The 25876-nt window shown below is 67.5% G+C and carries 20 protein-coding genes; 14 read left to right on the top strand and 6 right to left on the bottom strand.

Annotated features, from left to right (window positions below):
- The first annotated feature begins 5 nt into the window (after positions 1-5).
- Genes icmH through AAFN89_RS12220 form a run of 5 tightly spaced genes read left to right on the top strand, consistent with a single transcriptional unit; the run spans position 6 to position 6756 of the window.
- The gene (gene icmH / locus AAFN89_RS12240) at positions 6-1334 is read left to right on the top strand and encodes a type IVB secretion system protein IcmH/DotU (RefSeq protein ID WP_347539339.1); all 1329 of its coding nucleotides are present in this window, start codon (positions 6-8) and stop codon (positions 1332-1334) included.
- 43 nt (positions 1335-1377) lie between these two features.
- Entirely contained in the window at positions 1378-4968 is a 3591-nt protein-coding gene (tssM, locus tag AAFN89_RS12235) for a type VI secretion system membrane subunit TssM (protein ID WP_347539338.1), read from the top strand.
- A complete protein-coding gene (gene tagF, locus AAFN89_RS12230) occupies positions 4965-5696 on the top strand; it encodes a type VI secretion system-associated protein TagF (RefSeq protein WP_347539337.1) in 732 nt (243 codons plus the stop codon). Before tssM ends, tagF begins: the two co-directional genes overlap by 4 nt.
- The gene (locus tag AAFN89_RS12225; protein ID WP_347539336.1) at positions 5693-6454 is read left to right on the top strand and encodes a protein phosphatase 2C domain-containing protein; all 762 of its coding nucleotides are present in this window, start codon (positions 5693-5695) and stop codon (positions 6452-6454) included. Before tagF ends, AAFN89_RS12225 begins: the two co-directional genes overlap by 4 nt.
- A gap of 11 nt (positions 6455-6465) precedes the next feature.
- On the top strand, positions 6466-6756 hold the full coding sequence (locus AAFN89_RS12220) for a PAAR domain-containing protein (protein WP_347539335.1): 291 nt from the start codon (positions 6466-6468) through the stop codon (positions 6754-6756).
- A gap of 104 nt (positions 6757-6860) precedes the next feature.
- Here AAFN89_RS12220 and AAFN89_RS12215 read toward each other — a convergent pair whose 3' ends face one another.
- The 6 genes from AAFN89_RS12215 to AAFN89_RS12190 form a co-directional block, all read right to left on the bottom strand.
- The gene (locus AAFN89_RS12215; protein ID WP_347539334.1) at positions 6861-8183 is read right to left on the bottom strand and encodes a hypothetical protein; all 1323 of its coding nucleotides are present in this window, start codon (positions 8181-8183) and stop codon (positions 6861-6863) included.
- Between the two features lie 22 nt (positions 8184-8205).
- On the bottom strand, positions 8206-9924 hold the full coding sequence (locus AAFN89_RS12210) for a ShlB/FhaC/HecB family hemolysin secretion/activation protein (protein WP_347539333.1): 1719 nt from the start codon (positions 9922-9924) through the stop codon (positions 8206-8208).
- Positions 9921-12593 carry a filamentous hemagglutinin N-terminal domain-containing protein gene (locus AAFN89_RS12205; protein WP_347539332.1) on the bottom strand — a complete coding sequence of 891 codons (2673 nt, stop codon included), beginning with the start codon at positions 12591-12593 and terminating at the stop codon, positions 9921-9923. Before AAFN89_RS12205 ends, AAFN89_RS12210 begins: the two co-directional genes overlap by 4 nt.
- 157 nt (positions 12594-12750) lie before the next feature.
- The gene (locus AAFN89_RS12200) at positions 12751-13605 is read right to left on the bottom strand and encodes an ABC transporter permease (RefSeq protein WP_347539331.1); all 855 of its coding nucleotides are present in this window, start codon (positions 13603-13605) and stop codon (positions 12751-12753) included.
- Entirely contained in the window at positions 13602-14555 is a 954-nt protein-coding gene (locus AAFN89_RS12195; RefSeq protein WP_347539330.1) for an ABC transporter permease, read from the bottom strand. The genes AAFN89_RS12200 and AAFN89_RS12195 overlap by 4 nt, the downstream gene beginning before the upstream one ends.
- Positions 14556-14571: 16 nt before the next feature.
- Positions 14572-16083, bottom strand: coding sequence for an ABC transporter substrate-binding protein (locus AAFN89_RS12190; protein ID WP_347539329.1), 1512 nt, complete (start codon positions 16081-16083; stop codon positions 14572-14574).
- 266 nt (positions 16084-16349) lie between these two features.
- Here AAFN89_RS12190 and AAFN89_RS12185 point away from each other — a divergent pair, with 266 nt between their 5' ends.
- The 9 genes from AAFN89_RS12185 (at position 16350) to AAFN89_RS12145 (ending at position 25869) form a co-directional block, all read left to right on the top strand.
- Entirely contained in the window at positions 16350-17444 is a 1095-nt protein-coding gene (locus AAFN89_RS12185; RefSeq protein ID WP_347539328.1) for an anhydro-N-acetylmuramic acid kinase, read from the top strand.
- Complete coding sequence (locus AAFN89_RS12180) at positions 17441-18469, top strand: ABC transporter ATP-binding protein (RefSeq protein ID WP_347539327.1); 1029 nt, start codon at positions 17441-17443, stop codon at positions 18467-18469. Before AAFN89_RS12185 ends, AAFN89_RS12180 begins: the two co-directional genes overlap by 4 nt.
- Positions 18466-19437: a dipeptide ABC transporter ATP-binding protein gene (locus tag AAFN89_RS12175; RefSeq protein ID WP_347539326.1), complete on the top strand. Its 972-nt coding sequence runs from the start codon at positions 18466-18468 to the stop codon at positions 19435-19437. The genes AAFN89_RS12180 and AAFN89_RS12175 overlap by 4 nt, the downstream gene beginning before the upstream one ends.
- Positions 19407-20318, top strand: a complete 912-nt coding sequence (locus tag AAFN89_RS12170; protein ID WP_347539445.1) for a DMT family transporter — start codon at positions 19407-19409, stop codon at positions 20316-20318. Before AAFN89_RS12175 ends, AAFN89_RS12170 begins: the two co-directional genes overlap by 31 nt.
- A 109-nt stretch (positions 20319-20427) precedes the next feature.
- Entirely contained in the window at positions 20428-21099 is a 672-nt protein-coding gene (locus tag AAFN89_RS12165) for a GntR family transcriptional regulator (RefSeq protein WP_347539325.1), read from the top strand.
- The gene (locus tag AAFN89_RS12160; RefSeq protein ID WP_347539324.1) at positions 21096-22112 is read left to right on the top strand and encodes an ABC transporter ATP-binding protein; all 1017 of its coding nucleotides are present in this window, start codon (positions 21096-21098) and stop codon (positions 22110-22112) included. Before AAFN89_RS12165 ends, AAFN89_RS12160 begins: the two co-directional genes overlap by 4 nt.
- On the top strand, positions 22109-23284 hold the full coding sequence (locus tag AAFN89_RS12155; protein ID WP_347539323.1) for an oligopeptide/dipeptide ABC transporter ATP-binding protein: 1176 nt from the start codon (positions 22109-22111) through the stop codon (positions 23282-23284). The genes AAFN89_RS12160 and AAFN89_RS12155 overlap by 4 nt, the downstream gene beginning before the upstream one ends.
- Before the next feature lie 29 nt (positions 23285-23313).
- On the top strand, positions 23314-24795 hold the full coding sequence (locus AAFN89_RS12150) for an ABC transporter substrate-binding protein (protein ID WP_347539444.1): 1482 nt from the start codon (positions 23314-23316) through the stop codon (positions 24793-24795).
- 132 nt (positions 24796-24927) lie between these two features.
- Positions 24928-25869, top strand: coding sequence for an ABC transporter permease (locus tag AAFN89_RS12145; RefSeq protein WP_347539322.1), 942 nt, complete (start codon positions 24928-24930; stop codon positions 25867-25869).
- Positions 25870-25876 lie beyond the last annotated feature (7 nt).

Raw genomic sequence — 25876 nt, 5'->3', positions numbered from 1 at the left:
CGTCGATGAGCCCGACCAACGATTCCGAACGCACCATCATCCGTCCGAATCCGGGCGGACGCCGGCCGGAGCCCACGCAGGGGCCGGCCCCGACGCGCCCGACGGACGCCCCGGCCCCGATCTCCCAGACCGTGGATGTGCCGAAGACCGGCATCAACCCGTTGGTGGCGGCGGCGACGCCGCTGCTGTCGCTGGCCGACCGGCTGCGCGGGTCGACGGCGCAGAACGACGTGGAAGGGCTGCACGCCCGCGTCGCGCGAGAGGTCCGGGAGTTCGAGAAGCAGGCACTGGCGGCTGGCTGTTCGCAGGACGCCGTGCGCGCCGGACGTTACGCGATCTGCGCGACCATCGACGATGTGGTGCTGAACACCCCCTGGGGCAGCCGCAGCGTCTGGGCGGCCAAGAGCATGGTAGGCACCTTCCACAACGAGACGTCGGGCGGTGAGAGGTTCTTCGACATCCTCGCCCACATGAACAAGAATCCCGGCACCAACGCCGACACATTGGAGCTGATGTATCTCTGCCTGTCGCTGGGGTTCGAGGGCCGCCTGCGGATCATGCAGCGCGGCGCGTCGGAGCATACCCGCGTCCGCGAGGGCATCTTCCGGTCGATCCGCAACCAGCGCGGCGACATTGAGCGCGACCTGTCGCCCCGCTGGCGCGGGCTCGAGGCGGCGCACCGGCCGCTGTCGACCTTCATCCCGCTCTGGATGATCGCCGCCGTCGCCGCCCTGCTGATGACCGGGATGTTCATGAGCTTCAGCTATGCGCTGAACCTGTCGTCCGACCGGATCTACGGGCAGTTGGGCGTCCTGGCGCAATCCGGCCCCGTCATCATCGAACGGGTGGTCGAGGCCCCGCCCCCGCCGCCCCCGCCGCCGGTCGCGCCGGAGCAGTATGAGCGGATCACCACCTTCCTGGCGCCGGAGATCGCGGAAGGGCTGGTCGAGGTCTTCCAGGACCAGAACACGATCACCGTGCGCATCCTGAACGAGGGCATGTTCCCGTCGGGCAGCAGCGACGTGGCGGAAACCTACATCCCGACGCTGCAACGCGTCGCCGCGGCCATCGAGGACGAGCCGGGGGCCGTGCTGATCGCCGGACACAGCGACAATGTCCCGATCCACACCGTCCGTTTCCCGTCCAACTGGCACCTGTCGCTCGCCAGGGCGGAGTCGGTCGCCGGAGTTGTGCAGGCGGGGCTTTCCGACCCAACGCGCGTGACGGTCGAGGGGCGGGCGGATTCCGAGCCGGTGGCGCCGAACGACACGGCCGAAGGCCGGGCGCAGAACCGGCGCATCGAACTCGTGCTGACCAAGTCCGTGGCGGGCTGACCGATGGCCAACCGACTCCTGCCGATTGAAGGGCGCTGACCCCGTGAGCAAGATCCTCTCCGTTCTCAAGTCGCGCTGGTTCATCACACTGATCGGCGCGATCATCCTGTCGCTGCTGGTCTGGTTCCTGGGCCCGCTGATCGCGGTCGCCGATTTCCGGCCGTTCGAAACAGTCGTCGCGCGCGCCGTCACCATCGCCGCCATCCTGGTGATCTGGGCTTTCGCCTGCCTGATCGGCGCGCTGCGCCGCAAGAAGGCGAACGACGCCATCGCCGAGGGCATCGCCGCCGCGCCGGCCAACGACGCCGTGGCCGCGGAATCGGCCGAAGAGGTCTCCGTCCTGAAGGAGCGGCTCCAGGAAGCGGTCGGGCTGCTGAAGCAGGCCAAGCTGGGCGGCGCGAAGGGCGGCAAGACGCTCTATCAGCTTCCCTGGTACATCCTGATCGGCCCCCCCGGCTCCGGCAAGACGACGGCGCTGGTCAATTCGGGCCTGAGCTTTCCGCTGGCCGACAAGCTGGGCCGGGATTCTATCCGCGGCGTTGGCGGCACCCGGAACTGCGACTGGTGGTTCACCGACGATGCGGTGCTGCTGGACACGGCCGGCCGCTACACCACCCAGGACAGCCATCGGGAAGTCGACAGCGCGGCCTGGACGGGCTTCCTCGGCCTGCTGAAGAAGTTCCGCCCCCGCCAGCCGATCAACGGCGCGCTGATCGCCATCAGCCTGTCCGACCTGGCGGTCCAGACGGAGACCGAACGTCAGACCCATGCACGGGAGATCCGCAAGCGCATCCGGGAACTGCATGATGAGCTGGGGGTACGCTTCCCGACCTACGTGCTGTTCACCAAGGCCGATCTGATCGCCGGATTCGTGGAGTTCTTCGACGATCTGGGCCGGGAGGAGCGCGAGCAGGTCTGGGGCATGACCCTGCCGCTGGACGACGGAACCTCTCCCGACGGCGCGGTGGCGGCGTTCGGAGTGGAGTTCGACGCGCTGATCGAACGGCTGAACGACCGGCTGGTCGAACGGGTGCATCAGGAACCCGACGTGCAGCGCCGCAGCCTGATCTTCGGCTTCCCGGCGCAGGTGGCGTCACTTAAGGAGGCCGCCCAATCTTTCCTGACCGAGATCTTCCAGCCCAGCCGGTTCGAGGAGCGGCCGCTGCTGCGCGGCATCTATCTCACCAGCGGCACCCAGGAAGGCACGCCGATCGACCGGCTGATGGGCGCAATGGCCTCCACCTTCGGCGTGCAGCGGCAGAAGCTGTCCTCCTTCAGCGGGACGGGGCGCAGCTATTTCCTGACCCGGCTGCTGAAGGATGTGATCTTCGCGGAGGCGAGCCTGGTCAGCGCCAACCGCAAGGCGGAAAGGCGCAACCGGCTGATCCATCGCGGGGCGATGGCGGCGGCGATCCTCGCGGTCGTCGGCATGGGCGCGGCCTGGACGATGAGCTACCTCAACAACCGCAATCTGATCGAGGAGGTGAACGCCTCGGTCGCGCTCTATAACGAGCAGCTTGGCGACCTGGATGTCAGCCGGGTCGCGGATTCCGACCTGACCCGCGTGCTGCCGGCGCTGAACACGCTCAGGAACGTGCCGCACGGCTACGCCGATCAGGAACAGCCTGTGCCGATCTCCCTGGAGCTGGGACTGTTCCAGGGTGACAAGCTGGGATCGCAGGCCGTCTTCGCCTACAAGCGCGGCCTCAACTCCCTGCTCTTGCCCCGGCTGCTCTACCGGCTGGAGGACCAGATCAGGGCGAACATCGACAGGCCGGAATATATCTACGAGGCGCTGAAGGTCTATCTGATGCTGGGCAACCAGGGGCCGCTCGACCCCGTGCTGGTGAACCAGTGGCTGGCGCTGGACTGGGCGACGGTCTATCCCGGCGACGCCAACGCCGCCATGCGCCAGCAGCTTTCGGATCATCTGGGCGCGCTTCTGGAAACCAGCCTGTCGACCATCCCGCTGGACGGGCCGATGATCGAGCGGGCGCAGCAGACCTTGCAGACCCTGCCGCTGGCCGAACGCGCCTATGCGCTGGTCCTGCAGAGCCCGGCGGCGCGGGACCTTCCGGAATGGCGCGCGAGCGAGAATGGCGGCCCGGCCATCGGCCGCGTCTTCACCCGTGTGTCCGGACGGCCGCTATCCGACGGCATCCCCGGCATATACACCTATAACGGCTTCCACGGCGTCTTCCTGCCGGCGCTGGGCGGCGTGGCGCGGGACGTGGCGGCGGAAAGCTGGGTGCTGGGGCCGGAATCCGACATCGCGGACATGTCGGACGAGGATGTGGAGCAGTTGAGCGACGATGTGATGTCGCTCTACCTCAACGACTATGCGACCCGGTGGGACTCCCTGCTGGCGGACATCGTGGTCCAGCCGCCGGCCAGCCTGACCAACGCGGTGGAGACGCTGAACACCCTTTCCGGCCCGACCTCCCCCTTGAGAGAGCTTCTGACCGCGATCGTGCGGGAGACGAAGCTGTCGGTTCCGCCGGCGGCCGATCCCAGCCTCACCGAAGCGGCCTCGGATGTCGTCGACACCGCCGCGACGCTGGGCAGCAGCACGGCCAGTCGGCTGGCCTCGGTGGTCGGCAGCGGGGAGGCGGCCGCCGGCGCACCCCCGGCCGAGGACCCGCCCGGTCAGTTCATCGACGACCGCTTCCGCCCGCTGCACGATTTCGTCGGCGGGCTGGACGGCGCGCCGTCGCCGATGGAGAACGTCATCCAGACGCTGAACCAGCTTTACAGCCAACTTAACCGCATGGCCGGCGCAGCCAACCAGGGCGAGGTCGCGATCTCCGAGGCGCTGGGCGGCAGCGGTGCAGCCCAGCAGCTCCAGAGCGACGCCACGCGGCTGCCGGAGCCGGTGGCCGGATGGATGTCCAGCGTCGCGACCTCCAGTTCCTCCATCACGGTGGGCGGAGCGCGGGAACGGCTGAACGGCATCTGGACGGCGGAAGTGCTGCCCTTCTGCCAGCGCGCGGTCAGCAACCGCTATCCGATCCATGCCGGCGGCAGCGCCGACGTGACGCTGGACGATTTCAGCCGGCTGTTCGCGCCCGGCGGCATGATCGACAGCTTCTTCACCACCCATCTGGCCCCCTTCGTCGACACCGCCACGCGGCCCTGGCAATGGCGGCGGGTCGACAATGTCGACCTCGGCATCTCGCCGGGCGTGCTGGTCCAGTTCCAGCGGGCGGCGGCGATCCGGGACGCCTTCTTCGTGGGCGGGGCCGCGCCGTCCGTCCGGTTCGAGATGATACCGGTTTCGCTGGACGCCGACGCCACGCAGGTTCTGGTGGAGATCGACGGGCAGGCCATCACCTACAGCCACGGCCCGCCGCGCGGCCTTCAGATGTCATGGCCGGGTCAGGGCGCGAGCCAGGCTCGCGTGTCCTTCTCCCCGACCATTCCGGGCGGCGTCTCCAGCGTCTCCCATATCGGGCCCTGGGCGTTCTTCCGCCTGCTGGACCAGTCGCAGGTATCTGGCGGTGGCCTGTCCGACCGGTTCACCGTCACCTTCAATGTCGGCGGCCGGACGGCGACCTTCGAGCTTAGGGCCAACAGCGTGATGAACCCCTTCACGCTCCCCGAACTGCGGCAGTTCCGCTGCCCCGGATCGCTGTGAGCCGGGCCACTTCCCCCATCGCCGGCGCGACCGGCCTTTACGGGAAGCTGCCCGCGCGGGGCGACTTCATCACGCGATCGCTCGCCCGGCCCTTCACGGACGGGTGGGACGCATGGCTGCAACCGGCAATCAATTGCAGCCGGGAGCAGTTGGGCGAAGGCTGGGTAGATATCTACCTGACCAGCCCGCTATGGCATTTCGTGCTTCCCGGCGGGCTGTGCGGCCCGACGGCCATGGCCGGGGTGCTGATGCCCAGCGTCGACCGCGTCGGGCGGTATTTCCCGCTGACCATCGCTGCGCCATTGAACGACGGCGCGGCCGCCGCCCGCCTGCCGTCAGCGATGTCGGCATGGTTCGATTGGGCGGAGACACTGGCGCTGGCCTGCCTGGAGGATGATTTCGATTTCGACGGGCTGGAGGAAACCCTGGCCGAAGCGCCGGCCGCCGACGCGGTCTGTCCGGGCGGCATCTCATTCTCGCCCATGGGGCTGCGGACGCCGCTTGCCGGCGACGCGCCGGAGATCGGCGTCCAGACGATCGCGGACGGGCTTCTGGCGCAGGCCTTCGGCCGATGCAGCCTTTGGTGGACGAAGGGGTCGGAACTGGTGACGCCGACCATGATCGCGACGCCGGGCCTGCCCAGGACGGCCGGCTTCGCGGCGCTTCTCGACGGCGACTGGGACCGCTGGGGCTGGTCCGCCGAACCGGCGAGGGAGTTAAGTTTGTGACGGTTCTCGATCATCGTTTCCGGTTCGTCTCCGCGGCGGCCACCCATGTCGGCAAGGTCCGGAAGCTGAACGAGGATTCGTTCCTGGACCGGGCCGATCTGGGGCTCTGGGTGGTGGCGGATGGCATGGGCGGGCACAGCGCCGGCGACTTCGCCAGCCAGACCATTGTGGGAATGCTGGATTCGATCCCCTTCCCGCTCGACGCGACGGGGTTCGAGGGCGATGTGGTCTCGCTGCTGAACGCCGCTCACCGCCGGCTGCGCGAGGAATCGGCGCGGCGGGAGTTGCGCCAGCCGATCGGAAGCACGGTGGTGGCGCTGCTGGCCCATAATGGCGATTTCCGCTGCCTGTGGGCCGGCGACAGCCGCCTCTACCGCCTGCGCGACAAGACGCTGAGCCAGGTGAGCCGCGATCACAGCCATGTGCAGGAGATGGTCGACAATGGGGTGCTGAGCGTCGAGGAAGCGGCGGCGCACCCGTCGGCCAACGTCATCACGCGCGCGGTCGGCGCCTATGACGAATTGATCCTGGACCGAACGGGCGATCGGCTGGAGCCGGACGACATCTTCCTTCTGTGCAGCGACGGGCTGAACCGCATGGTGTCCGACGCGGAGATCGAAAGCATCCTGGCACACGAATATATCGACGAAGCCGTGCCGATCATGATCGATCTGGCCGTGGAGCGCGGCGCGTCGGACAATGTGACGGTCGTGGGCGTCCAGTGCGAGCGGATGTCCGACGACGTGATCGCGATCTAGGGAGACCGGCCATGGCCGCCTGTGCCGCCCGGATGGGCGACCTTCATACCTGCCCGATGGTGGATGGCGTGAAGCCGCATGTCGGCGGACCGATCTCGATTGGATGCCCGACCGTCCTGATAATGAAGATGCCCGCCGCCCGGATGGGTGACATGTGTGTCTGTGTCGGTCCACCAGACACGATCGTGAAGGGATCGGCCACGGTCCTGATCGGGAAGAAGCCGGCTGCCCGCATGGCCGACCAGACCGCCCATGGCGGTATCATCGTGATGGGTGCGCCGACGGTGATGATCGGCGGCTGAGCGGCGCTCCGCTTCATCCCCGCTCCTTCGCCGGCCGCCGATGAAGTGGCAACCGCCTATGGATTCCGGATCAAGTCCGGAATGATGAGAAAAGGGGAAAGGCGTCAGCCCGCCGGCGCGGATTGGTCGAAGAGAGCCATGCCGTGATCGCCTTCGCGGAAAAACCGGCGCAACTCCTCCAGCCTTTCCTCGGTCATGCCGACATCGGCGGCGCGGAAGATGCGCGGATCCGGCGTGTGGATCAGGAAGGCCTGAGCTTCGTTGATCATCAGGTCTTCGTCGGCTGGATCGTAGCCCAGCATCTCCAGGAATCCGGCGATGGCGGTCCGCTCCGCCTCGCTTAGCTGATCCCGCCAGAAGGCGGCGCAATAATCGCGATAGCCGGGATTGGTGAAATATTCGCCATGGCTCAGCTCATGCTGGAAGATCGACCGGCGAAGCGCTTCGTCGATGCCTTCCCAATGGGCCGTCGCCGGATCGTCGGGCTGTTCCTGGGACAGCGAGATGACCGCCGCCGGTGCGACGGAGACGAAGCGGCCATCCTCGTTCTCGATCATCGCCAGCGCGACCAGCGTGTCGCGTAGCCACGCCTCATCCTCGTTCAGCGCCACCCCGTCCCGCCCGGCCAGCGAGAAGAAATCGGCCAGATCGGCGGCGCGGTAGTCATGGCCGTAATAGAAGGTCTCGACGCTGCTGTCCGACGAGGCGATGAATCGCGCCAGTTCCTCGTCGGTCAGCACGCGGTCCCTTGGCGCGCCCTCCTTCTCGACCAGGGCGGCGATGCGGTTCATCATCCGCCCCTGGTCCGTGAGGGTCGGGAAATCCAGGACCACGATGTCCGGGTTGGGCGCATAACGCAGGACCCGCCGATCCCCCTCCCCGGCCACGATCTCCTCATAGGAAACTTCCGGGACAGCGAGCGTGGCGTGCGGCCGGTTGAGGAACCAGAGAGCGCCCGCGCCGCCCGCCGCCACGATGGCGATCAGGAGAGCCAGAAGAACCGCGGTTCGCCCGGCCGTTCGGCGCGGCGCGGCCGGAACGGCCGCTTTCGGCGCGGCGTCGTCGCGCCCTGCCGGGTCGAGGCGGATCGCCAGCCCGCCAAACCCCACCACATCGCCGGGGCGGACTTCCGCCGAAGTGACGGTCCGGCCGTTCACCATCAGCGTCGCGCCGGCCGCGGCCGACACCCGCCACCGGTCCATGGACGGCACGAAGCGCGCCTCCCCATCCCCCTCGCCTTCTATCCTGATATCGGCGCGGCGGTCGAAGCCGACCGTGTGGATGCGGCCTTCGCGAAGCACCGGAGCGTCATCCGGTCCCCTCCCCTGAAGGCGCGCGCCGTCCAGCCCGACCAGGCGCAGGGCCGGCAGGGACAGGACCCGCCGGCGCGCATCGTCCGGGGCGGAGGAAGAATGATGACGATCCATTGCCCCGCCCGTCCCGGCCGCGTCAGAAGGTGCCGGTCAGGGTGAAGAAATAGCGCATCTCGTCATCCTGGTTCGCCGGCGCGCGGGTCAGTGGGCGGGCGGCCTCCAGGTCCAGATAGAAATAGTCGCTGAGTTGCGTACGGACGCCGAACCCGGCTGAAGCGAGCGACTGCCGGTCCTGCCCGTCCTCGCTTTCGTCCCAGACCGCACCGACATCGTAGAAGGCATAGAACTGGTAGGCTTCGATGAAGGGCGGCCGCCAGCCGGCCGGCGTAAATTGCAGTTCCACCGTCGCGCCCACGCCATGATCGCCGGTCAGTTCCGACGGATCATATCCGCGCCCGAACTGGACGCCGCCGAGGGTGAACTCCTCATCCGCCAGCAGGGGGTCGAGCGCGTATTGCGCCGAAACAGCGCCGAACAGGCTGATATCGTCGGTCAGCGACTGGAGGCGCGAGGCATCGAGTTGCACGCTGGTGAAGGTCGGATCGCCGTCAGCGCGGGAAAGGAGGTCGTCCCCATCCTCGCTGGCGCCGAAGAAGGAGAGGCCGCGCCGAAGCTCCAACTCAAGGGTGGAGAAGCCGCCAAACATATCCTGGTGCGTCGCGGAGACTCCGCCCCACAGCACCCGCAGCCTGTCCTCGCTGAAGGGCAGGCCGAACACGTCGACATCGACGTTCGCGGCGTCGAAGCCGGTCGCGATGTTGAGGTTGGTGCGGCGGGTGCGGATCAGTGGGTAATCGGCGGAGAAGCCGACGCGGGCGGCGCGGCTTTCGACCTCCAGCGGCTCCAGGCTGGCGCCGGGTTCGGCCGGGGCGACGTTGGCGAAGGCCGTCATGGTCAGCCCCTCATCGCCGAAGCGGCCTTCAACCAGCGCCTCCCCGAACAGGCTTTCATCGCTGATGCCGGTGGAGAAGACCGTCACCTGCGTGCGGTCGCCATATTCGGTGAAGGAGTTGAGGCCCACCCGGCCGATCGTCTGGACCGGACCGGCGAAATGCGAGCCGCGATTGTCGATCCGCGCCAGCCCGTCCACCACCTGCCGTTCCAGCGACACGATCAGCCGCGCCGCGCCGGGATCGCCTTCCGCCGGCTGGAGCACGCCCAGCGCCGTCACCCCCGGCACGTCATTGGCCAGCAGCAGGTAGCGTTCCATGTCCTGGAGGCGGATCGGCCGGAAATCCGTGATCTGGTTGAGGTAGCGTTCGACCAGCGTCCGGGCGGGGCCGATCTCTCCCTGGATGATGACCTCGTTGATGAAGCCCTCCACCACCGCGATGCGGAAGACACCGTCGTCGACCGTCTGGGCCGGGACGATGGCGCGGGTGAGGACATAGCCGTCCTCCCGGTAGAGGTTCTCGATATCCCGGGCGACGCCGTAAAGCTCCGCCAGGGTGATCGTCCGGCCGATCAGATCCTCATAGAAGGGGGCGAAGCGTTCCGGGTCGTAGACGGTCGCGCCCTCCACCACGATGTCCGTGACCTCGAACGACACGTTGACCGCCCCGGGCGGCAAGGGGGAGACCGGCGGCTCCTCCGGCATCACGGCGGGCGGGGGCGGGGATTCCAGCGCGGAAGGCGGCCCCACGCGATCCTCCAGCGGCCGGGGCTCGGCGGTCGAGGGCAGTTGGGGGCGCGTCTGAGCGAGTGCCGGCCCCGCCACCGACAGCACCATCATTCCGGCAAGAACCAACGCCACGCACGCCGGAACCCAGCCCCTTCCCCTGATCCTGACGGTCACCAGACTTCCTCATTGCCGGAATTGGAGAACAGTTCCTGATCATCGGAGGCGATGCGCGACGGCGCGATGATCAGTGGCTGGAAGGACAGCGTGAATTGCTGGATCGGCGGCGTCAAATTGTCATCCGTCAGGGTTTCGGGAAGGTTGCTGGCGGTGGTGGGATCTTCGGGAAAGTCGCTTGGAGGCTCGGGGCAGGATGTACCGATGGTGCAGTTATTGATCTTGTAGTCGTCAGGCGTGGAAAAGGAGCTGAAAAGCGGGTCCGGCCGCTTCGCGACCAGGGCCGCGCCGACGCTGTCCACCCCGGCAACGATGCCGTAGACATTCGCTGATTCCCCGTCGACGTACAAAGCGCCCACATCGAAGGCCTGACTCTGGTTGGAGCCGGTGGTAACGCTGCCGCCACTCAAGCTGGCCGTCATGATGACGCCGCCAGTCGCCCGGAACAGCCCGGCGACCGTGATGTCGTCGGAGGTGTTCAGGACGCTGGAAGCGAAGGAAGAGATATTGTCCGGCGTCAGCGTGGAGGGATCGAACGGGAAGCCGTCTCCACTGAGGCCGCTCCACCCAACCACCGCGCCGGCGAGCGGCGAGGACCCGCCGACCGGGCCGTTGAACGCGACCGTGCCGACCGTGTCCACGAACAGATTGTAGGGGCCGTCGATGCTGCCGTTGAAGGTCACGTCGTAGGTTTCGACGATATCGGTGACGCCGTTATAGATGTAGTTGTCGCCGCCCATGACATGGTCGACGGCGAAGACGATGTCGCCGAAGACGTCAAGATCGAATGCGGCGACCGACACGCCGGTGACGCCATTGACCGTCCCGATGGTTAGGTCCTGGTCATTGGCGAAGGAGAAATCATGACCCGGCGAGGACGTGGCGAGCGTGCCGACATTGTGGGCGCCTGGGAGGCTTATCGGTCCCGTTGAGTCCATCCCCAGGCGGGCGGCGGTGAGGGTGGTGCCGTCGAAATCTATTCCTCCGCTTCCCGCCTGCATGAACAGGGTGGCGCTCCCGACATCGATATCGCCGAAATAGAACCCACCCAAGATGCCGCCACTGGGATTGGAGAGGCCGGCACGGAGCGAGACATCGCCATTGTTGGTGCTGATGCTGATGCTACCGCTGCCATCGCCGTTCAGAAAGATGTCGTTGTAGGCTTCCATGGTCAGCCCCACGCCGGCGTTAACCATGTCGATTTCGGCATTCAGGATTATGTTGTTCGTCGCCTGAATGCGGACATTTGAGGTGGCGTTATTGATTGAGAATACAGCGATCGTCGTCTGAGGCGCTGGGCCACTATCCGGATCCAAAAAGTCATCCACGCCATCCAATGGCACGGAGGGTGTGGTCGATTCGATATACACATCCGTCGGGTCGATGAGCCATGTCCCCGTGACTCCGAGCGGGGCTATCGTGTCGACGCTGCCGCCGACGAGGGAGAGACTGTTCTTGCCCGAGGTCTCGACCAGCCCGCCATCACCGCCTTCCGCCCCGCCGCGCGCGCTGATGCGGCCGTAGAACGCGGTGGCGTCGTCCGCCCATGCGATGACCGTGCCGCCGTCGCCCGCCGTGACGGCGTCGGCGGAGATTTCCGCGTCCTGGCCGACATAGGTCCTGAGCGCGTTGGGTTGGGGACCATTCCCCTGATAGCCGCCGCCGATCAGCGCCGTGCCGCCGCCCGCATCGCCGGAGACATCGATCCGCGCCTCATCGGTCAGCGCGACGGCCCGCCCCAGCACCTCTACAGTTCCACCGGTCTCTCCCGCACCGAGGCCCGAGGCGTCGAGACGGTCGGTCACGGTTACGCGGCCGGAATCGCCGCCGGAAAGGACGATCCTGCCATTCTCCACCCCGACCGACTGCGCCCGAACGATTCCGGAGACGTCGATCGCCCGGTCGACCACCCCTTCCATGCCGTTTGCGGTCAGGCGTACCAGTCCGCCCGCGGCGTCGATGGTTCCGGACTGCACCACCAGCGCATCCGCCGAGGCAGCCTCCACGGCCATGCCGGTGTCGAAGGAGACCAGCCCGTCGCCATGGAAATCCATCGTGAAGGTGCGCGCGCCGGCCAGTTCGACCTGCCCCAGCCGCGCGGTGATCGTCCCGGAATTCTCCACACCCGGCGCCACCAGCGCGGCCAGCCCCCGATCCGCCACCGTGATCGCGCCCTGGTTGACGACCCGCGCGCCCTGGTTGGCGGAGGGCGTGCCGAACCGGTCGATCCCGGCCATGAAATCGGCGTTCCTGATATCCGCCGTGGTCGCCACCAGCCCGCCGACATCGATGCGGGAGCCGGGGCCGAACACCACGCCGTTCGGGTTGACCAGATAGATCCGGCCGTTGGCCGTCAGATCGCCGAAGATGCCGGAGGGGTCGTTTCCGACCACGCGGTTGAGCGCGACGGCGTTCGCGGAAGGCTGCCGGAAACGCGTGCCCTCGCCCGCCTCGATGTCGAAGCTGCGCCAGTCGATGATCGCCCGGTCGCTGTGCTGGTCGACATCCAGCCGGCCGGGGCCTGTCTCGCTGATGGTGGCCGATCCGGCGACCACGACACCGCCTTCGGGATTGGCCAGCGCCGGAGCGGCATGGGTGAGCGCGGTGGAGGCAAGCAACGCCAGCGTGACGCGCCATCGGCGATCACCTGGAATCCCTTGTCTCCCCATACACTTGTCCCGCGCCATGGAAGCCCCCCGATCCCGTGCACGCGATAATCCGACCGGCCGGCGCTTTGGCGCCGATTCGCCGCGTCCGGGAATCTATCAATTATTCCAGGGGATAGGAAGAGAAAGAAAGAAAAGTACGACTTTCTTCAACCTGTCGTTAACCGTCGCGCAGCCTTGGGTCCAGCGTATCGCGCAGCGCGTCGCCCAGCAGGTTGAAGCCGAAGGAGAGGAGCAGGATCGCCACGCCGGAGAAGATAGAGGTCCAGGGGGAGAGGGTGAGGTAGGCGCGGCCTTCCGACAGCATCAGCCCCAGCGACGGGGTCGGAGGCTGCGTCCCGATGCCCAGAAAGCTGAGCGAGGCCTCCACCAGGATCGCAGTCGAAAGCGATAGGCTGACCTGCACCAGTATGACGCTGGCAAGGTTGGGCAGGATGTGGCGGCGGATGATGCGGCCGTCGCCTGTGCCGACCGACCGCGCGGCGGTCACGAATTCGCTTTCCGACAGGACCAGCGCCGGGCCGCGCAGCAGCCGGGCGAAGATCGGCACATAGACGATTCCGATCGCGATGGCGGTCGTCCATTGGCCCGGCCCCAGCACGGCGATGATGCCGATCGCCAGCAGCACGATCGGGAAGGCGAACAAGATGTCCATCAGCCGCATGAGGATGCGGTCGGTCCAGCCCCGATAGTAGGCTGCGACAACACCCAGCGTCCCGCCGACAAGGCAGGCGATGCCGACGGAGCTGGCGGCGACCGCCAGCGACGCGCCATAGCCGTGGAGGATGCGCGAGAGGATATCCCGGCCGAACTGGTCCGTACCCAGCAGGAAGTCCGGCCCCGGCCCCTGGAGCCTGGCCATGATGTGCTGTTCCAGCGGACCGTAGGGCGCGATCCAGGGCGCGGCCAAGGCGCAGAAGATCTGCAGCGCGACCAGCGCCAGGCCGATGATCAGCAGGGGATGCCGGGGCAGACGCCAGCGCCGGGGCCGGCTTTCCTGGGCGGCGATCGTCATCGCGCCGACACCCGAGGGTCGATCGCCAGATAGACGAGGTCGATCAGGAAGTTGATGAGGACGAAACCGCCCGTCACCAGCAGGATCGCCCCCTGGATCAGCGGATAGTTGCGCTCCGCTATGGCGCCGACGATCAACCGGCCGAGGCCCGGCAGGGCGAACACCTGCTCCACCACGATCGCGCCGCCGAACAGGTAGCCGGCCATGATGCCGACCGTCGTCACCGCCGGGATCATCGCGTTGCGCAGCGCGTGCTTGAAGACGACCATCGTCTCGCTGACGCCCTTGGCGCGAGCGGTGCGGACGTAATCCTGCCCCAGCGCGTCCAGCATCGCGGATCGGACGATGCGCGCCAGTGTCGCCAGCACCGGGAGGGAGAGCGCGATGGTGGGCAGGATCATGCGCTGAAGGTTGCCGACTGGGTCTTCGGAAAAGGGGACATAGCCCAGCGTCGGGAAGCCGGGAGCCAGCCGGTACATCCCATAGAGCATCAGCGCACCCAGCCAGAAGCTGGGCACGGTGACGCCGATGATGGTCAGCACCCGGACCACATAGTCGCCGGCGGAGCTTCGGACATAGGCCATCAGGCAGCCGGCGGGAAAGGCCAGGACGATCGCCAGCGCGAGCGACAGGAGGGTCAGTTCCAGCGTGATCCCGATGCGGGACATGATCTCGTCGATCACCGGCGCGCCGGTCCACAGGCTTTCACCAAGATCGCCGCGCAGCACGCCGCCGATCCAGGAGAGGTACTGTTCCAGCACCGGCCGGTCGAGCCCGACGCGTTCGCGCAAGGCGGCCATCCGTTCCGGCGTGATCTCCGAATTCGCGCCCAGCATGATCTGGACGGCGTCCCCGGGGATCAGCCGGATCATCAGGAAGGTGATGATCGACACGCCCAGCAGCACCAGCAACAGGTCCGCGAGGCGGTTGGCGACAAGGCGGCCGATCATCGGTGCAACGAATTCCCTACTGGCTCAGCGTCGTGGCCCTGAGCGACCGCAGCGACCGGTTGGCGATCAGCTCGAACCCTTCCACGCCCGGGCCGGCGGCGGCGGTGAGCTGCCCGAAGACCAGATGCGCGACGGGCCCGTGGCACGCCAGCGCCGTCTGGACCTGATTATAGAGGCCGCGCCGGACTTCCGGGTTGGAGACGGTGCGCGCCTCGTTCAGCATCGCGTCGACTTCCGCATCGGAATAGCCGTAGACGTTGGTCGACCCGTCGGTCAGGAAGGTCCGGTAGAAATAGCCGTCCGGATCAACGCTGCCGCCATTGAGGGAGAGGAAGGCCTGGAAGTTGGAGTTGCTCCAGTCCTGGATGAACTGCCCCTGCTCCTGGACGTTCAGCGTGACGTCGAACCCGCTTTCGTTCAATACCGCCTGGATCACTTGTGCTGAATCGACCAGAAGCTGGATCGATCCAAGCACGTTCAGCGTCAGGGGCACGGGGAGTTGCAGGCCCGCCTCCGTCAGCAGGGTCTTGGCCTGCTCCGGATCATGCGAGTAGCAGGGGAAGTCGGCCGCCGGCAGCGCCCAGTCGACCAGCGCCGGCGACAGCGGCCCCGCCGGCACGCCCATGCCGAAATAGGCGGCCTGGATGATCGCGTCGCGGTCCAGCGCGTAGTTGAGCGCCTCCCGCACCTTCGGATCGTCGAAGGGCGGCTGCGTCACGTTCAGCCCGATCAGCGAATAGGCGAGGTCGAGGGTCTGGGAGGTGGTGATGCGCGGGTCGGAGGACAGCATCACAGCCGTCGCCGGATCGACGTTCGGCAGCAGGTGGTAGGTTCCGGTCGATAGGCCGATCTGGCGGGTGGATGCTTCCGGCACGATGTTGAACTTGATTTCGTCCAGCGCCGGGACGCCTTCCTCCCAATAATCAGGATTCGCCTCCAGCCGTATGAAGGTGTCCGGCGCCCATTCGGCGAAGCTGAACGGTCCGGTGCCCATGGCGGCGCGCTGGAGGTCGTTGCCCGCCTCCACATAATCCTTCGGCACGATATAGAGTTGGGCGATCTGCGACAGGAAGGGCGCGAAGGGCGCGGAGAGACGGATGACGATCTCCGTCGGCGACGGGGCCTCCACCTCCTCGATTAGGTTGAAGCGGCTGGCGATGGGGGAGCCCGTGGCCTCGTCCAGCACCCGTTCGATGGAGAATTTCACGTCTTCGGAATCGAACGGCTCACCATTATGGAAGGTGACGCCCTCGCGGAGCGTGAAGGTGTAGACCAGCCCGTCTTCCGACAGGGTCCAGCTTTCGGCCAGGCCGGGAATGACGCGGAGGTCGGCGTCGATCGCCGTCAGCCCTTCATAGATGTTGTCGCGGTTGATGAGGGCGGTGGAGAAGGCCGTGGCGATATGGGGATCGAGGCCGACCGGCGACTGATCGGTCGCCACCTCCAGCGTCTGAGCCAGCGCGGCCGGCGAGGCAAACGCCAGCAGAGCGGCCGCGGTCGTCGCCATACGCGTCCAGGAACGTCCCATTCCAACCTCCCTCATTTGGTCTTGGGTGACGCCGCCATGAGGCGGGCATTCAGCAAAACCATTAAGATACCATTGCGGAAAATCCGTCAACGGCTCACTTTACCATTCAGGACTATGACGAATGAATTCCTTTGTTAGGACGGACTTCATTACGTAGCAACAATAGCATCGGCGGCAGGTAGGCCGGCAGCCTGCGGAGCCGGCAGCCTCTTGTTCCAACTGGACTTGATGTGGTTCTATCCGGCAAGCATATCGGAGACGGTGAGATGGGCGATTTCAGGACGGCGCTGGGCCTCATCAGCGGCACCTCTATGGACGGCATCGACCTCGCCGTGATCGAGACGGATGGCGAGCTAGTCCGCGCCTTCGGCCCGGCGGCGACGGCGCCCTACCCCGCCGACCTCCGCGCCGCGCTGGGCGCGGCGGTGGCGGCCGGCGGCGGCACGGCGGAAGACCACCGCGCCCTGGAGCCCCGGATCACCGACGCCCATGCCGACGCGGTCGGACAATTCCTCTCCGACCACCGCATCGATGCATCCTCCGTCGATATCGTCGGCTTCCACGGGCAGACGGTGCTGCACCGGCCGGAGCGGCAGTTGACGATCCAGCTTGGCGACGGAGCGGCGCTGGCGGCGCGGCTGGGGCTGCCGGTGGTCAACGATTTCCGGTCGGCCGACGTGGCCGCCGGCGGCCAGGGCGCGCCGCTGGCCCCGCTCTACCACGCCGCCCTTTCCCGGGATCTGGACCAGCCGGTCTGCGTCCTCAACCTCGGCGGCGTCGGTAACCTGACCTATATCGACGGCGACACCGTGCTGGCCTTCGACACCGGCCCCGCAAACGCAATGATCGACGATTGGGTCGCCCGGACGCGAGGCGTCGCCTATGACGAGGGCGGCCGAATCGCCGCCGCCGGAGCCGTCGATAAGGCGGCGCTGGGCCGGCTGCTGGACCATCCCTACTTCACCGCACCCTTCCCCAAATCGCTGGACCGGAACGATTTCCCGCCAACGCCGGTCGAAGGGCTTGGCGCGGAGGACGGGGCGGCGACACTGGCCGCCTTCACGGCCCGGACGGTCGCCCTCGCCGTCGATCTCCTGCCCACCCGGCCCAGGCGGTGGCTGGTGACCGGCGGCGGCAGGCACAACCCGACCATCATGGACCTCCTGCGCCGGGAACTGAGGATCACGGTCGATCCGGTGGAGGCGGTCGGCTGGAACGGCGACGCGCTGGAGGCGCAGGCCTTCGGCTTCTTCGCCGTGCGGTCGCTGGAGGGTCTGCCCCTCTCCCTGCCGACGACGACGGGTGTTCCCGCCCCGCTGACCGGCGGCAGGCTCCATCAACCGGGAGCGCGCGCGGCATGATGGCTGCGACGGCCGCGGTCGCTCATGGGACCGATGCCGCCCGCCCGCTCCTGACCGTTCGCGACCTGACGGTCACGCTGGCGCAACGGGGCGGTCGCGCGCCGGTGGTTGAGGGATTCGACCTGGATGTGGCGCGCGGCGAGGCGGTCGGGCTGGTCGGAGAAAGCGGGTGCGGCAAGAGCCTGACGGCCCTGTCGCTGATGCGCCTGATTCCGGAGCCGCCGGCCCGCATCGACGGCGGACGAATCGAGCTGGACGGCGAGGATCTGCTGGCGCTGGACCGGCGGGCGTTGCGGCGGGTACGCGGCAAGCGCATGGCGATGATCTTTCAGGAGCCGATGACCAGCCTGAACCCCGTCTTCACGGTCGGCAACCAGATCGGCGAGGTGCTGGCGATCCATCGCGGCTTGAGAGGATCGGCGGCGACCGCCGAGGCCGTGAAGGTGCTGGACATGGTCGGCATCCCGGCCGCGCGCCGCCGCCTGAGCCAGTACCCGCACCAGCTTTCGGGCGGACAGCGCCAGCGGGTGATGATCGCGATGGCGCTGGCGGGGGAGCCGGACCTGCTGATCGCCGACGAGCCGACGACGGCGCTGGACGTCACCATCCAGGCGCAGATCCTGGAGCTGCTGGACGCGCTGCGCCGCGATCTCGGCATGGGGCTGCTGCTGATCACCCACGACCTCGGCGTCGTCGCGGAATATTGCGACCGTGTAGCGGTCATGTATGCCGGCCGGATCGTGGAGACGGGGCCGGCGGCGACCCTGTTCGAAGCGCCGCACCATCCCTATACCGCCGGGCTCCTGGCGTCCATTCCGCAGATCGACCGGCGGCGGGACACGCTGTCGACCATTCCCGGCGCGGTGCCGCCGGTCGGGGCGCGAGGGCACGGCTGCGCCTTCGCCCCGCGCTGCGGCCGCGCCCTGCCCCGCTGCACGACGGATCGCCCCCTGCTGACGCCTGACGGCGCAGACCACCGCGCCGCCTGCTGGAATCCGGTCCCCGCCGGGGAGCCGATCCGATGACCGAACCCCTGCTGTCCGTCCGGGATATCGCAAAGCATTATCCGGCCGGGCGCGGCGCGACCGTCCGCGCGCTCGACGGCGTCAGCTTCGACCTCCGCGCCGGTGAGACGCTGGGGATCGTGGGGGAGAGCGGCTGCGGAAAGTCAACGCTGGGTCGCGCCATCCTGCGCCTGACGGATCCGACGCGCGGCGCCGTGCGGTTCGAGGGATCGGACCTGACCGAGCTGGACCGCCGCGCCCTGCGCCGCCGCCGGCGCGACATGCAGATGGTTTTCCAGGACCCGTTCGGATCGCTGAACCCGCGCCACAAGGTGGCGGAGATCCTGGCCGAGCCGCTGGAGGTCCATAAGGCCGGCGACCGGGCCGAACGCCGCCGACGGATCGCGGAGCTTCTGGATCTCGTCGGGCTCGACCCCTCCGCCGCCGACCGTTATCCGCACGAATTCTCCGGCGGCCAGCGGCAGCGCATCTCCATTGCCCGCGCCATCGCCCTCTCGCCGAAGCTGGTGATCGCGGACGAGCCGGTGTCGGCGCTCGACGTCTCGATCCAGAGCCAGATCCTGAACCTGCTGGTGGAGCTGCGCCGGCGGCTCGGCCTCGCGCTCATCATCATCTCCCACGACCTCGCGGTCATCCGCCATATCAGCGACCGGGTGATGGTGATGTATCTGGGGGAGGCGGTGGAGATGGCGGCGGTCGACGATCTGTTCGACCATCCGGCCCATCCCTACACGCAGGCCCTGCTGTCGGCGATCCCCCGGCCCGACCGGGGCGGACGGCGCGACCGGGTGGTGCTGGCGGGCGACCTGCCGGACCCGGCGACGCCGATCGCCGGCTGCCCGTTCCACACGCGCTGTCCCAAGGTGATGGAGCGGTGCCGGCACGACAAGCCGGCGTTGACGCTGCGTCAGGCGGAGGACGGGATAAGGTTCCATAGCTGCCATCTGAACGAGCCGGCGGAGGCCTGAACCTGTCGGCGAACCTGCGGGGCATCGCCCTCTACACGACCGGCATCTTCCTCGGCTCGCTGATGGACGTGCTGATCAAGTGGCTGTCGGGCGACTACCCGATCCTGGAGATCGTATTCTTCCGCGGACTGTTCGCCCTGATCCCGGCGGTCTGGCTGATCGGACGGGAGGGCGGGATCGCCGTTCTCCGCACGAACCGGCCGGGCCGGCATCTGGCGCGGGGGATCATCGCCTTCGCGGGCATGGCGCTGTTCTTCCACGCCTTCAGCGTCATGCCGCTGGCCGACGCCTACGCCATCGGCTTTTCCGCGCCGCTGATGATGACGGCGCTCAGCCTGCCGCTCCTGGGGGAAGTTGTGGGACCGCGTCGTTGGGCGGCGGTCCTGGTCGGCTTCGGCGGCGTACTGGTGGTGCTGTGGCCCGACCTGGGGTCTGGCTCGTCGCCGGCCGACGCGGGCTGGGTCGCGGCGCTTGCCGGCACCGCCTGCTACGCCGTCGCCGCGCTGATGATCCGTGACCTCAGCCGCACCGACGGCAACGCCGCGATCGTCTTCTACGGCACCCTCCTGACCGTTGCCTTCAGCGCCGCCGCCCTGCCCTTCGGCTTCGTCATGCCGACACCGACCGACGCGCTGCTGCTGCTGGCGGTCGGGCTGCTGGGCGGGCTGACGACCATCGTCGTCACCATGGCATTCCGGACGGCGGAGGCCGTGACCGTGGCGCCCTTCGAATACACCTCCATGATCTGGGCGGTCCTGTTCGGTGCATTGATCTGGGGCGACGCGCCCTCAGTCTATGTGCTTGCCGGATCGGGGATCATCATCGTGACGGCCCTCTACATCCTCCGCCGGGAAAAGCTGGCCGTCGCGGCGGAAACGTAACTTTTTATCTTTCTGCGAGAGAAATCAGCTTCTCAATTTCGCGGTTGACTCGGTTTTGGAAATTCTGGTCTCTTCCTAATTATCGATATCAATATCGATAGAGATGCCAATGCCCTCCGCCGCCTCTCGCAAGGCCGCCCAGATCTATCGCGCGCTGCGCAAGGATATCGTCTTCGCCCGGCTGAAGCCGGGGGAGGCGATGCCTGAGATCGCGCTGGCGCGGCAGTACGCCGCCAGCCAGGGCACGATCCGGGAGGCGCTGATGCGGCTTCAGGAAGATGGGCTGGTTCGCCGCGACGGCTATCGGGGGACGGCGGTGTCGCGTATCTCCGCCGACGAGGCGCGGGAGCTTCTGGATCTGCGCCTGAAGCTGGAACTGGCGGGCTGCCGCAACTCCGCGCCGAAGGCGGACACGGACCTGCCGGCGGTTCTCAGCACCATCACGACGGAGATGGAGGCCGCGGCGATCGCGGACGAGCACTACGAGGTGATCGAGCTGGATCACGACTTCCACCTCGCCCTCTTTCGCGCCGCCGACCTGCCGGTGCTGGAGCCGGTGCTGTCCCGTTGCATCCTGCACATGCACCGGCTGGCCTTCATCTCCGGCCCCCGCTCCCGCCCGCTGATCGTTTCCGCCCGCCGGCACTGGGAGATCGTGGAGGCGCTGAAGACAGGCGACGCGGAGATCCTGCGAACCGCCGTCCGCCGCCATATCGAGACGGTGTGGGAGGGCGAGCTGGAATCCCGGCTGGCCCGGGCCGCATCGGTAGCCGCGCGATGAACGCAGTCGCCGACCGTCCCGTCCTCTCGATCGAGGGGTTGAGCCTGGGCTTCCGGTCGGAGGGCAGGACGATCGGCATCCTGGACGATGTCTCCCTCAGCGTCGGCGGCGGGCGGTGCCTCTGCCTGGTCGGCGAATCCGGGTCCGGGAAATCGGTGACGGCGTTGGCCGTCATGGGGCTGCTGGATGATACCGCCGCGATCGTCGACCAGGGGGCGATCCGGCTGGACGGGGACGATCTGCGCGGCCTGCCGAGGGAGGCGCTGCGCCGGCTTCGCGGCGGCGCGGTCTCCATGATCTTCCAGGAACCGATGACCTCCCTCAACCCGGTCTTCACGGTCGGGGAACAGCTTGTGGAGGGGATCCGCGCGCATCAGAGCGTCTCCAGGGCCGAGGCGCGAGGGCGAGCGGTCGCGATGCTGGAGAAGGTGCGCATCCCCTCCCCCGAACAGCGGATGGACGAATATCCCCACCAGCTTTCCGGCGGGATGCGCCAGCGCGTGATGATCGCCATGGCGCTGGCCAACGATCCGAAGCTGCTGATCGCCGACGAGCCGACGACGGCGCTGGATGTCACCATCCAGGCGCAGATCCTGGAGCTGGTCCGCCAGCTTCAGGAGGAGACGGGGACCGCCGTCCTCATGATCACCCACGATCTGGGCGTGGTGGCCGAGGTCGCCGACGATGTGGCGGTGATGTATGCGGGCCAGGTGGTCGAACGGGCATCGGTCGCCGATCTGTTCGACGATCCCCAGCATCCCTACACGATCGGGCTGATGAGCGCGATGCCGACGCTGGGCGACGAGGACCGGGCGCTGACCGGCATCCCCGGCGCGGTGCCGGCGGCGGACGAGATGCCGGCCGGCTGCCGTTTCTCCACCCGCTGCCCCTTCGCCGACGATCATTGCCGCCAGGCGCCGCCGCCTCTGGCCTTCATCGGCGACGGCGACCACGCCGCGGCCTGCTGGAAGGCGCCGATCGACGATCCCCGCATCGCGGGGGAGCCGGCATGACCGACCCCATCCTACGCCTGGACGGGATCGTGAAGCACTATCCGGTCGGCCGCGCCCTGCTGCCCTTCCAGCGCCGGCGGCTGCGGGCGGTGGACGGGGTCGGGCTTTCCGTCATGCCGGGCGAGACGTTGGCTGTGGTCGGGGAAAGCGGCTGCGGGAAATCGACCCTGGCCCGGCTGATGCTGCGCCTGATCGATCCCAGCGACGGGCGCATCTTCTTCGAGGGCGAAGAGATCACGGCGCTGACGGGCCGGCCACTGCAGCGGCTGCGCGCCCGGATGCAACTTATCTTCCAGGACCCCTACGCCTCACTGAACCCGCGCCTCACGGTCGGCCAGATATTGGAGGAACCGCTGGCGATCCACCGGATCGGCGCGCGACGGCAGCGCCGCGACAAGGTGGCGGAGATGATGCGGGTGGTCGGGCTGCCGGTCGACCACGCCCGCCGCTTCCCGCACGAATTCTCCGGCGGTCAGCGCCAGCGGATCGCCATCGCGCGGGCGCTGGTGACGGGGCCCAGCTTCGTCATCGGGGACGAGCCGGTGTCGGCCCTGGACGTGTCGATCCAGGCGCAGATCATCGAGCTGCTGGAGGATTTGAAGCGCCGGATGGGCCTGACGATGGTCTTCATCTCCCACGATCTGGCCGTGGTCAGCCGGATCGCCGACCGCGTGGCGGTCATGTATCTGGGGCAGGTGATCGAATCCGGCCCTACGGCCAGCGTCTTCGCCAGTCCGCTGCATCCCTACACCAGGGCGCTGCTGGCGGCGGCCCCGAAGCCGGATCCGGCGGGACGGGGGCAGAGAGCGCTGCTGGAAGGCGACGTGCCGAGCGCGATCGATCCGCCGCCAGGCTGCCGGTTCCATACCCGGTGTCCCCACGCCACCGACATCTGCCGGGTGGAAATCCCCATGGCCGAACCTGGGCCCGACGGCCATGAGATCGCCTGCCACCATTGGCGGGAGATCGCCGCCGCCACGACGGCCCCGCCCGTCACAGCCACTGCCCATCCGCGCCGCCAGAAGCGGATCGCGATCTTCGAACGACAACTCGCCCGCAACCAGGAAAGGGACGCGGACATCGACCGACCGGGGGAGAGGGACAGCCGGACCACCCCTTCCGCCGCGCGGCATCCTTCATCCGAAAAATCAACAATGGGAGGAAGACAATGACCTTGAAGGGATGTTTGACAACGGTGCTGATGGCCACCGCGCTGGGCTTCAGCGCGACCGCCGGCGCCCAGACGCTGAGGATCGGCCTGCAGGACGACCCGGACCTGCTGGATCCCGATCGGGCGCGGACCTTCGTCGGCCGCATCGTCTTCGCCAGCCTGTGCGACAAGCTGGTCGACCTTTCTCCCGAGGTGACGTTCGTACCGCAGCTTGCGACGGAATGGAGCTGGAGCGACGACAGCACCGTCCTGACCATGAAGCTTCGGGAGGACGTGGTCTTCCATGACGGCACGCCCTTCAACGCCGAGGCGGCGGTCTACAATCTTGACCGGTCCCTGAACCTGCCGGGATCGACCCGCCGCAGCGAGATTTCCGCCATCACCGGCCTTGAGGCCGTGGACGAATACACGATCGAGATCACGTTGGCGGAGCCGTTCGCGCCGCTTCTGGCCGCCCTCTCGGACCGGGCGGGCATGATGATCTCCCCCACCGCGGCGGAGGCGGCGGGCGAGGACTTCCCGCTCAATCCCGTCTGCTCCGGCCCGTTCAAGTTCGTCGAGCGGGTGTCCCAGGACCGCATCGTGCTGGAGCGGTTCGAGGATTACTGGAACGCCGACGCGATCCATTTCGACCGCGTCGTCTATATGCCGATCCCCGACACGACCGTCCGGCTGGCCAACCTGCAGGCGGGCGACCTGGACATCATCGAACGGGTGGCGGCGACCGACATCCCGACGGTCGAAAGCGACCCGAACCTGACGCTGGAGCGCGCCACCAGCCTTGGCTATCAGGGCATCACCGTCAATGTCGGCAACGGTCCGCGCTCGGAGAATCCGCTGGGTCAGGATCCCAGGGTCCGGGAGGCGCTGGAACTGGCGATCGACCGGAACATCATCAACCAGGTGGCCTTCGATGGAGCGCTGATCGCCGGCAACCAGCCGGTGCCGCCCAACAGCCCCTTCTACATCGACAGCCTGCCGCCCGCCGGCCGTGACGTGGAGCGCGCCAGAGCGCTTCTGGAAGAGGCCGGCGCGACGGACCTGACGATCGACCTGATGATCGCCAACAATCCCGAGCAGATGCGCGTGGCGGAGATCATCCAGGCGCTTGCGGCCGAAGCCGGCATCGCGATCACCATCGACGCGACGGAGTTCGCGACCGCGCTGGACCGGCAATCGAACGGCGACTTCCAGGCTTTCCTGATCGGCTGGTCGGGACGGGCCGACCCGGACGGCAACATCCACACCTTCACCGCCTGCAATGGCGGGCTGAACGATGGCGGCTACTGCAACGAGGAGGTCGACCGCTATCTGGCGGAGGCGCGGCAGACAACCGACGACGAAGCCCGCTACGCGGCCTATGAGAAGGCGGCGGAGATCTACATGGCCGAACGTCCGCGCATCTTCCTCTATCACCGCGTCTGGTTCACCGGCGTGAGCAACAAGGTAGAGGGCTTCCAGGCCTATCCCGACGGCATGATCCGGCTGGAGAATGTCCGGTTTGCTGAATAAGCGCCTAATGGGAGCAACCCCCACCCCGACCCTCCCCCGCATGCGGGGGAGGGAGCCATATAGCCCCCTCTCCTGCTTGCGGGAGAGGGGGTTGGGGGTGAGGGTGGTTTCAGCCGCACGTCGAGACGCGCCATGCTGACCTATCTCGCCCGGCGGATCCTGATCCTGCTGCCGACGCTGCTGCTGATCAGCCTGATCGTCTTCTCCCTCCAGCTCCTGCTGCCGGGCGATCCGGCGCTGGCGCTGGCCGGCGAAGAACGGGACCCGGAGGTGATCGAGTTCATCCGGGAGAAGTACAATCTGAACGAGCCGATCATCGTGCAATACGGCTATTGGCTGGCGGCCCTGGTTCAGGGCGACATGGGCATATCGCTGCGCACGCAAATGCCGGTGACGCAGATCATCCTGACCAAGCTGCCGGTGACGCTGGAACTGGCGGCGCTGGCGATGACGATCGCGCTGATGATCGGCATCCCGGCGGGCATTATCTCCGCCGTCAGGCGCGGCACCGCCTGGGACGCCGGGGCCAACATCATCGCGCTTTCCGGCATCTCACTTCCGAATTTCTGGATGGGGATCATGCTGATCCTGCTGGTCTCGGTGCGGTGGGGCCTGCTGCCGGCGTCCGGCTATGTCAGCCCGCTGGTCGACCCGGGGCGAAATCTGGCCGCGATGATCATGCCGGCCTTCGTTCTGGGCAGCGGGATCGCCGGAATCATGATGCGCCACACCCGGTCGGCGATGCTGTCGGAACTGACCGCCGACTATGTCCGCACCGCCCGCGCCAAGGGGCTGAAGGAGCGGGTGGTGATCCTGCGCCACGCGCTGCGTAACGCGCTGATCCCCGTGGTGACGCTGACGGCCCTCCAGCTCGGCGAGTTGCTGTCCGGCGCGGTGCTGACGGAGCAGGTCTTCACCATCCCGGGCTTCGGCAAGCTGATCGTCGACGCCGTCTTCAACCGCGACTACGCCGTCGTGCAGGGGGTGGTGCTGTTCACCGCGACGGCCTTCATCGTGATGAACCTGGTCGCCGACATGCTCTATTTCGTGCTCAATCCCCGGCTGCGGACATGAGGAGGCG

Origin of the sequence: Inquilinus sp. CAU 1745 (assembly GCF_039839375.1) — a bacterium.
Classification (GTDB): domain Bacteria; phylum Pseudomonadota; class Alphaproteobacteria; order DSM-16000; family Inquilinaceae; genus JBDOQU01.
The sequence above is the reverse complement of the archived record's forward strand: the minus strand, read 5'-3'. Positions and strand labels throughout refer to the sequence as shown.